7 protein-coding genes are annotated in these 9,071 nt (G+C 64.8%); all 7 read left to right on the top strand.

What is annotated here, in order from left to right; translation table 11 throughout:
- Nucleotides 1–63 precede the first annotated feature (63 nt).
- A complete protein-coding gene (locus DUPY_RS05105) occupies nt 64–1,332 on the top strand; it encodes a paraquat-inducible protein A (RefSeq protein WP_070246757.1) in 1,269 nt (422 codons plus the stop codon).
- On the top strand, nt 1,325–2,947 hold the full coding sequence (locus DUPY_RS05100; protein WP_070246756.1) for a PqiB family protein: 1,623 nt from the start codon (nt 1,325–1,327) through the stop codon (nt 2,945–2,947). Before DUPY_RS05105 ends, DUPY_RS05100 begins: the two co-directional genes overlap by 8 nt.
- Nucleotides 2,944–3,564: a PqiC family protein gene (locus DUPY_RS05095; protein WP_070246755.1), complete on the top strand. Its 621-nt coding sequence runs from the start codon at nt 2,944–2,946 to the stop codon at nt 3,562–3,564. The genes DUPY_RS05100 and DUPY_RS05095 overlap by 4 nt, the downstream gene beginning before the upstream one ends.
- Nucleotides 3,565–3,577: 13 nt before the next feature.
- Nucleotides 3,578–4,282 carry a histidine phosphatase family protein gene (locus DUPY_RS05090; RefSeq protein WP_070246754.1) on the top strand — a complete coding sequence of 235 codons (705 nt, stop codon included), beginning with the start codon at nt 3,578–3,580 and terminating at the stop codon, nt 4,280–4,282.
- 34 nt (nt 4,283–4,316) lie between these two features.
- Nucleotides 4,317–5,378, top strand: coding sequence for a LacI family DNA-binding transcriptional regulator (locus DUPY_RS05085; RefSeq protein WP_070246753.1), 1,062 nt, complete (start codon nt 4,317–4,319; stop codon nt 5,376–5,378).
- Nucleotides 5,379–5,485: 107 nt separating this feature from the next.
- Complete coding sequence (locus DUPY_RS05080; protein WP_371851740.1) at nt 5,486–7,873, top strand: DNA polymerase II; 2,388 nt, start codon at nt 5,486–5,488, stop codon at nt 7,871–7,873.
- 9 nt (nt 7,874–7,882) lie between these two features.
- On the top strand, nt 7,883–8,692 hold the full coding sequence (locus DUPY_RS05075; RefSeq protein WP_070246751.1) for an isocitrate lyase/PEP mutase family protein: 810 nt from the start codon (nt 7,883–7,885) through the stop codon (nt 8,690–8,692).
- The last annotated feature ends 379 nt before the right edge of the window (nt 8,693–9,071 follow it).

Below are 9,071 nucleotides of genomic sequence, written 5' to 3'. Positions count from 1 at the left end.
CGCACAATTGTGCGCACCAGTATTGCCGTATGATACGAATGTTTCCCTCATTCCGGCCGGACCGTGTATCGCTACGATTTGATCAGTTGCCATGACTGCGGCGTGCTGCACCAGCACCGGCCGTTGCAACCGCGCGAAAAGGCGCGGTGTGTGCGTTGCGGCTCCGTCCTGTATCGCGGCATCCGCTCCGACCCGCGCGCCATGGCCGCCATCACCCTGGCCGCCATCTTCACTTACCTGATTGCCCAGTTCTTCCCCATCGTCGAGTTGTCGATTGGCGGCTACAGCATCGACTCCACCTTGATGGGCGCGATTTACGTGCTCTGGCACGAGAAGATGGAGATCGTCGCGGCGATTGTCACGCTGTTTACCATCGTGCTGCCGGCAGTGGAACTGGGGTCGCTGTTCTATGTCACGCTGTCGCTGAGCCGGGGCAGAAGGCCGCCCGGCTTCGACTCCATGCTGCGCGCACTGGGCACGGCGCGGCGCTGGGGCATGACCGAGGTGCTGATGATCGGCATCCTGATCACCATCGTCAAGATGACCAGCCTGGCGCGGGTGATCGTCCATCCCGGCCTGTTCGCGTTTGCGGTGCTCACCCTGATGCTGGCGCTGGTGATGTCGTTCGACCCCAAGATTTTGTGGAATATCGGCGAGCACCTGCCGGGCCCCAAGGGCATGCGGCCGTCGCAGTCGCAGTTCAATTACCAGGCGCTGGCCGCTGGCGCGCCGCTGGTGGCGTGCCACAGCTGCGGCCTGGTGGCTCCCGAACGCGGTCGGCATCAACATTGCGAGCGCTGCAAGTCGGCGTTGCACCGGCGCCGCCCGGACAGCGTGGGCCGCACCTGGGCGCTGCTGCTGGCCGCCACGATTCTTTATATACCCGCCATGCTGCTGCCCGTGATGTACACGAACTCCCTGTTCGGCAAGGAGGACGACACCATCATCAGCGGCGTGCTGCTGTTCTGGAACAGCGGTTCGCAGGCGCTGGCGATCATCATTTTCGTGGCCAGTATCGTGGTGCCGGTGATGAAGCTGGTGGCGCTGGCGATCCTGGCATACACCGCGCAGCGTCGTTCGCGCTGGCGCCCGGAGCAGCGCACGGTGTTGTACCGCATCGTTGAATTCGTCGGCCGCTGGTCGATGCTCGATATTTTTGTCATTACGCTGACGGTGGCGCTGGTGCGCTTCCAGACGCTGGCGGTGATTACCGCCGGCCCTGGCGCGCTGGCGTTTTGCGCCGTGGTGGTCCTGACGATGATGGCGTCGATGCAGTTCGATCCACGCCTGATCTGGGACCCCGTCGATACACATGGAGAAAAGCATGCCTGAAAATGAAGACCACCCCCGGCCGGTGCACGAGCCGGCCGTCGAAAAGGCCAATCGCTGGCTGCCCTCGCTGGTCTGGCTGATCCCCTTGCTGGCCGCGCTGATCGGCGTGGGCCTGGTGATCAAGACTTTTGTCGACCAGGGGCCCTCGGTGACGGTGAGCTTCCGCAGCGGCGACGGCCTCGAGCCGGGCAAGACCAAGGTCAAATTCAAGGACGTCGATATCGGCATCGTGCGCTCGATCTCGATTTCGCGCGACCTTTCCAAGGTGCTGGTCAAGATCGACATGAGCAAGGAAGCCGAGCGCTTCGCCGCCACCGACACCCGCTTCTGGGTGGTGCGGCCCAAGGTGGGCGCCACCGGGGTGACCGGCCTGGGCACGCTGCTCTCCGGCGCCTACATCGGTGTCGATGCCGGCAAGTCCGAGGAGACCGCGACCGACTTCACCGGCCTGGAAGAGGCGCCGCAGGTAGCCACCGACGAGAAGGGCAGCCTGTACACGCTGCACGGCGAGAGCCTCGGTTCCGTCGACGTGGGCTCGCCCATCTACTACCGCCGCATCGCGGTGGGCCGGGTGACCGCGTTCGACCTGGAAGAGCAGGGACGCGGCGTGAAAATGAAGGTCTTCATCCGCGCGCCGTACGACCAGTACGTGGGCAAGAACACGCGCTGGTGGCATGCCAGCGGCGTCGATGTGCGGCTCGATTCGTCGGGCTTCAAGCTCAATACGCAGTCGCTCGCCGCCCTCGTGGTGGGCGGCATCGCTTTCGAGAGCGCCAGTGGCCAGAAGCCGGACGCCGTGGCGCCGCAGGGCAGCCAGTTCCTGCTGGCCGCCGACCAGGCCAGCGCGCTGCGCGACCCGGACGGCCCGGCCATTACCACGGTGCTGTACTTCGACCAGTCGCTGCGCGGCCTGTCGCAGGGTGCGCCGGTGGACTTCCGCGGCATCGTGCTCGGCGAAGTGCGCTCGGTGGGCGTGGAATTCGATCGCGTCAAGAAAACCTTCCGCATGCCGGTCACGGTGGACATGTACCCGGCGCGCCTGGGCCGCGCCTTCCAGAAAAGCATCGACGATGACCAGGACGGCAACGCCGGACCGCAGTTAATGGAGCGCCTGGCGGCGCGCGGCCTGCGCGGCCAGCTGCGCACCGGTAACCTGCTCACCGGCCAGCTGTACGTGGCGCTCGACTTCTTCCCGAACGCCAAGGGCGTCAAGCTCGACATGAGCAAGGATCCGCTGGAAATCCCGACCGTGCCCAACACGCTCGACGAACTGCAAACCCAGCTCTCGAGTATCGCGCGCAAGCTCGACAAGGTACCGTTCGAAGAAATCGGCACCAACCTGCGCGACACGCTGAAAAGCGCCAACACCCTGCTCAAGCAGCTCGACTCGCAAGTGGTGCCCGAGATGAAAGACACCCTGGGTGCGGCGCGCAAGACCTTCGGCACCGCCGAGGAACTGCTGCAAAAGGATTCGCCGGTGCAGTCCGACCTGCGCGAGGCGCTGCAGCAACTCACGCAAACCATGGAATCGATCAACGCGCTGACCGACTACCTGGAACGCCATCCCGAGTCGCTCATCCGCGGCAAGCCGGAGAAAAAAGGAGAGAAGAAATGACGCACCAAGTTTTCCGTCTCGCCAGCGCAGTCACAGCGGCTGCTGTCGTGGCGCTGGCCGGTTGCTCGAGCACGCCGCCGGACCGCTTCTACAGCCTGGCCACCGGCATGGGCACGCCCACAACCAAGAGCGGCGCGGCGCCCAGTTACTTCATCGAGATCCCGGCGGTGACGGTGCCGCAGCAGGTGGCGCGCAAGCAGCTGGTGGTGACCACCGACGGTCGCATGGACTTGCTGGAACAGGACTTGTGGACTTCGCCGCCGGCGGCCGAAATCGGCCAGGCGCTGTCGCAGGTGGTGACCAATGACCTGGGCGCGGTGGACGTGTTCCGCACACCCACGCCGGAAGGCGCGACCGTGTACCGCATCAGCACCAATGTGCAGCGCTTCGAGTCGGCCCCCGGCAAGTACGCGCTGCTCGACGCCGTGTGGAGCGTGAGAATGGTGGGCAGCCCGAAAGTGCTGACCTGCCGCACTGTCGCCAACGAGACGGTCGGCGACGGTAACGAGGCGCTGGTGGCCGGCCACCGTCGCGCCGTGGCGCGCCTGGGCGCCGACATTGCCACGGCGGTGCGCGCGCTCGCTGCCAATGGCAGCGCGGCCTGCCCGGTTTCGTAACCTTAGGACCATCATGGGACAGATCTTCCTGGTGCGCAGCGCGCAGGCGTCGTTCGGCAGCGCCAATTACGACCAGCTGTCAACGCGCGGCGAACAGCAGGCGCGTTTTCTGGGGCAGTGGTTCGCCAAACGCGGGCAGCGCTTTCAGCGCGTGCTGACCGGCGCCATGGCGCGCCACGCGCAGGCGGCAGAGGCCTGCCAGGCCGAGATGCCCGCCGCCTCGTGGCCCGCAGCGCAGCGTGAGCTCGAACCCGGCTTCGCCGAATTCGACCACCACGAAGTGATGCTGCGCCACTGCCCGGAATTTGCCGATCCTGCAGCACTCGGTGCGCGCCTGGCCGGCGCGGCCGAACCGCAGCGTGCGATGGAGCAGCTGTTCCGCGCCGCCATGCAGCGCTGGATGACGGGCTGGCACGACGACCAGTATGCGCAAGCCTGGCCCGAGTTTCGCGCCCGCGTGGTGGCAGCGCTCGAGCGCCTGGACCGCCCCGACAGCAAGCAGGCCACGCTGGTATTCACGTCCAGCGGCGTGATCGCCACCGTGATGCAGCACGTGCTGGGCTTGCAGGACTACCAGGTGATGGAAATGACCTGGAAAATGGCCAATTGCTCGGTCACGCGGCTGCTGCATCGGCCCGGCGAGTTCGGCCTCGATTACTTCAACAACTACGCCCACCTGGAAGCGCTGGGCGGGACCGACATGCTGACCTACCGCTGAAGTCCACCTGTTGTTCACCTGTTAAAATCGCCGCATGACCGATTTCACCGATAACCCACCTGGTAACGACGTTCCCAAGCGCCGCCGCAATAGCGGCGGCATCACGCTGCGCGACGTCGCGCGCCTGGCCGGGGTGGCGCCGATCACGGCGTCGCGCGCGCTCAACAATCCCAGCGTGGTGTCGGATGCGATCATGCAGCGGGTAAAAGACGCCGTTGCGCAAACCGGTTACGTGCCCAATATGCTGGCCGGCGGCCTCGCTTCGCGCAAGAGCCGGCTGGTCGCTGCCGTGATCCCCACCATTACCGGCAACGTCTTCCTCGAGATGGTGCAGTCGTTGACGGCCGCATTGGCGCAGCATGGCTACCAGGTGATGCTGGGCCAGTCCGGCTACGAAGATTCGCGCGAGGATGAACTGCTCGAAGCGATCATCGGCCGCCGCCCCGACGGCGTGGTGCTCACCGGGATCATGCATTCGGCCGCCGGCCGCAAGCGCCTGCTGAGCAGCGGCATACCGGTGGTGGAAACCTGGGACCTGGCGCCCAATCCGATCGACATGCTGATCGGTTTTTCGCACGAAAAAGTGGGGCGGGCGGTGGCCGAATACCTGCACGCGCGCGGCCGCCGCCGCGTGGCCACGCTGGGCGCCGACGACGACCGCGCCCAGCGTCGCATGCGCTCGTTTTCGGATGCTGCCATCACGCTGGGTATGGCGGCGCCGGGCGAGGCGGCGATTCCCGCGCTGGTGGCGCCGGCGCCGACCAACACCGGCTTCGGACGCACCGGCCTGCGCGAACTGCTGGAGCAGCATGCCGATATCGACGCGGTGTTCTGCAGTTCCGACATGGTGGCGCTGGGGGTGCTGACCGAGGCGCAGGCGCTGGGCATTGCGGTGCCTTCGCAACTGGCGGTGATCGGCCTGGGCGACCTGGCGTTTGCGCGCGAGCTGCATCCGGCCTTGACCACCGTGCGCATCGATGGCGCGCTGATCGGCGCCACGGCCGCGCGCTTCATCCTCGACCGCTCGCAGGACCGTGACGTGGGCGAGCGCATACTCGACATCGGCTTTTCCATCATCGAGCGCGATAGCGCTTGAGTTTTAACCCCCAAGACGCGGGCTGTGATACGCATGCCTGACAGGTTGGGGTCGGACCCCGTCTGGGGTCCGACCCCGGTTGGCTGTGCGGGTTAGACGGTGGCTGTATGCGCATACAGTATAATTCCGGCATGACCTGCACCGGCTTTATCCTCACGCGCCACTGGCGCGATACTGCGCACGGCACCGAGATCGATTTCTGGCTGGCCACCGACGACGGCCCCCGGAAAATCCGCCTCACCGCGCAAACCTCGGTCGCCTTTGCCGAGGCAGGCCAGCGCGCGGCCATCGAGGCGCTGATGGATCAGTCGGGCGGCATCGAGCTGCGCGACCTGCAACTGAAAACCTTCCAGCAGGAGCCGGTGGTGGGCGTGTATGCGTCGCGCTACAAGGCGCTCACGGCGTTTGAACGCACGCTGCGCGAACATGGCATCCGCATGTACGAGGCCGACATCCGCCCGCCCGAGCGCTACCTGATGGAGCGCTTCATTTCGGCCGGCGTCAATGTCGAGGGCGGCCGTATCGAAGGGCATACCATCTTCGACTGCAAGCTCAAGCCGGCGCCCGACTACCGCCCCAAGCTCAAGATCGTTTCGCTCGATATCGAAACCAGCGCCCACGGCGACCTGTATTCGATCGCGCTGGAGGGCTGCGGCCAGCGCCAGGTGTATATGCTCGGCGCCGCACCCGAGGCGACAACGCAAGCCATCGACTTCGACCTCGAATACTGCGCCACGCCGCGCCAGATCATCGAACGCCTCAACGCCTGGTTCGCGCGCCACGATCCCGACGTGGTCATCGGCTGGAACGTGGTGCAGTTCGATTTACGGGTGCTGCAAAAGAACGCCGACAAGCACCGCATTCCCCTCACGCTGGGCCGCGAAAATAAAACCATCGAGTGGCGCGAGCATCCGGGCAAGCAGGGCTATATGTTCGCGCCGGTGGTGGGGCGCATCGTGTTGGACGGCATCGACGCGCTCAAGGCGGCGTCGTGGATGTTCCAGTCGTACAGCCTGGAGAACGTCTCGCAGGAGATGCTGGGCGAGGGCAAGGACATCGGCAGCGACTACGACAAGATGGCCGAGATCGAGCGCCGCTTCCACGAGGACAAGCCGGCGCTGGCGCACTACAACCTGAAAGACTGCGAACTGGTCACGCGCATCTTCGACCAGGCCAACCTGCTGGCCTTCATGATCGAGCGCGCCACCGTCACCGGCCTGCAGGCCGACCACCTGGGCGGCTCGATTGCCGCCTTCAGCCACCACTACCTGCCGCGCATGCACCGGGAGGGTTACGTGGCGCCCAGCGTGGGCGATGTGTCGGGCGGAGCGTCACCGGGCGGCTTTGTGATGGACTCCAAGCCGGGCCTGTACGACTCGGTCGTGGTGCTCGACTACAAAAGCCTGTACCCGTCCATCATCCGCACCTTCCTGGTCGATCCGGTGGGGCTGGTCGAAGGCGAAGCGGCCACCGATGCGGCCGACCAGGTGGAGGGCGTGAACGGCACCGTGTTCTCGCGCACCAGGCACTGCCTGCCCGAGATCACCACGCAAATCTGGAAGCAGCGCGACGCCGCCAAGCGGGCAAAAAACGAGCCGCTGTCGCAGGCGTTGAAGCTGTTGATGAATTCCTTTTGCGGCGTGCTGGGCGCCACCGAATGCCGCTTCTTCAATCCGCGCCTGGTGTCGTCGGTGACCTTGCGCGGCCACCAGATGATGAAGCAGACGCGCAAGCTGGTGGAAGCGGAAGGCTACGACGTGATCTACGGCGACACCGATTCGATCTTTATCTGGCTCAAAAAAGAGCACAGGAACGTCGACGCTTTGGCCATCGGCCAGCAACTGGCGGATGGCATCAACCAGTGGTGGCGCACCATGCTCAGGGAAAAACATGGCCTCGACTGCCACCTCGAAATCGAGTTCGACACCCACTACCAGAAGTTTTTCATGCCCACCATCCGTGGCACCGAGATGGGCAGCAAGAAGCGCTACGCCGGCCTGATGATCAACGCCAGCGGCGAAGAAGAGGTGATATACCGCGGCCTGGAAGTGGCGCGCAGCGACTGGACGCCGCTGGCGCAGCAGTTCCAGCAAGGCCTGTTCCTGCGCGTGTTCAAGAACCAGCCGTACCAGGACTATGTGCGCGAGTACGCCGACCGCATGCTTGCCGGCCACTGCGACGACCTGCTGGTGTACCGCAAGCGTCTGCGCCAGCCGCTCGACGAATACAAGGTCAACGTGCCGCCGCAGGTGCGCGCGGCACGCCTGGCCGACGAATACAACCTGGCGCACCGGCGCCCGCAACGGTACCAGAACGGCGGCTGGATCAGCTACGTGATGACCACCAGCGGTCCGGAGCCGCTGGAAGACCTGCGTTCGCAGATCGACTACGAACATTATCTGACCAAGCAGCTGCAGCCGATCGCCGACGCCATCCTGCAACCGATGCACGACAGCTTCGGCAATCTCACCACCATGCAATCGAGCCTATTCTAAGGAGCCCTGATGAACCTAGTGACCACTTTCAAACAGCTGCACGACGGCAGCCGCCTGCTGCACCTGCCCAACGCCTGGGACGCGGGCAGTGCGCGCCTGTTCGAAAGTCTTGGTGCGCCGGCGATTGCCACCACCAGCGCCGGCGTGGCGTGGGCGGCCGGGTATGCCGATGGCGGCCAGATGCCGGTCGATGTGGCCATCGCGGTGGCCGCCAATATCGCGCGGGTGCTGACGGTGCCGCTGTCGGTGGACTTTGAAAACGGTTACGACGACGATCCGCAGGCCGTCGCACTGAGCGTGCTGCGCCTGATCGACGCGGGCGTGGCCGGCATCAACCTCGAAGACGGCCACGACGCACCGCAGGTACTCGCTGCCAAGATCGCCGCAATCAAGGAGCTGGCCGCGCAGGAGGGCAGGGACATCTTCATCAACACCCGCACCGACGTCTACCTGAAAGGCCAGGCGCCGGAAGGGGAGCGGGTGGCCGAAGTGCTGCGCCGCGCGGCGCTGTACCAGGCGGCCGGCGCCGATGGCCTGTTCGTGGCCGGCATGGTCAAACCGGACGAGATTGCGCAAGTGGTGGCGGCAGTGGCCTTGCCGGTCAACGTGATGGACTGGCCGGGCGTGCCGGACGCCGAAGCGCTCGCGCAACTGGGCGTGCGTCGCCTGAGCGCCGGCTCCGGCATTGCGCAGGCGTTATGGGCGGCAGCCGCTGGCATGGGCGGCGACTTCCTCGCTACCGGCAACGCCGGCCCGCTGGTGGCGCAAGCCATGCCCTATGCCCAGTTACAGGGTTTGTACCAGCAGCCAGCGCGGTAGGGCTGTGGCAGAAACGTGACATGCATGATGCGATGAACATTACCGGCGGTTATGCAGAACTGCGCGTTGCAGGCGCTATGGACGCAAGTGCTGACGGACTCATCATTCATAGTGTGTCACGATCTATTAGCGACTTCCGGTCGTTATTGTGCCCATTTCCAAATAGAACGCAGGGTGGAACTGTGGAAACTTACCCGCCCAATGGTTACATTATGGTTACAAATTTGTGACCAGTAGTCTTTGACAGCTGGATGGAACGACAACAAACTGGCCTTGCACCGGCTTGAGGAAATCACAAGTTTTCCGGCGCCGGTGGCCTGTTCTCCCTCCAACTGACAAAGGAAGACTCATGACTTTGAACAAAGCATTGATGGCGGTG

Origin of the sequence: Duganella phyllosphaerae, assembly GCF_001758785.1 — a bacterium.
In the GTDB taxonomy this organism is placed as follows: Bacteria; Pseudomonadota; Gammaproteobacteria; order Burkholderiales; family Burkholderiaceae_D; genus Rugamonas; species Rugamonas phyllosphaerae.
This window is presented reverse-complemented; position numbering and strand designations above follow the sequence as displayed.

What these genes read in the sequence shown, in the direction of transcription:
- DUPY_RS05095 (WP_070246755.1), top strand. Translation starts at nt 2,944, where the DNA reads ATGACGCACCAAGTTTTCCGTCTCGCCAGCGCAGTCACAGCGGCTGCT.
- DUPY_RS05080 (WP_371851740.1), top strand. Translation starts at nt 5,486, where the DNA reads ATGCGCATACAGTATAATTCCGGCATGACCTGCACCGGCTTTATCCTC.
- DUPY_RS05090 (WP_070246754.1), top strand. Translation starts at nt 3,578, where the DNA reads ATGGGACAGATCTTCCTGGTGCGCAGCGCGCAGGCGTCGTTCGGCAGC.
- DUPY_RS05075 (WP_070246751.1), top strand. Translation starts at nt 7,883, where the DNA reads ATGAACCTAGTGACCACTTTCAAACAGCTGCACGACGGCAGCCGCCTG.
- DUPY_RS05100 (WP_070246756.1), top strand. Translation starts at nt 1,325, where the DNA reads ATGCCTGAAAATGAAGACCACCCCCGGCCGGTGCACGAGCCGGCCGTC.
- DUPY_RS05085 (WP_070246753.1), top strand. Translation starts at nt 4,317, where the DNA reads ATGACCGATTTCACCGATAACCCACCTGGTAACGACGTTCCCAAGCGC.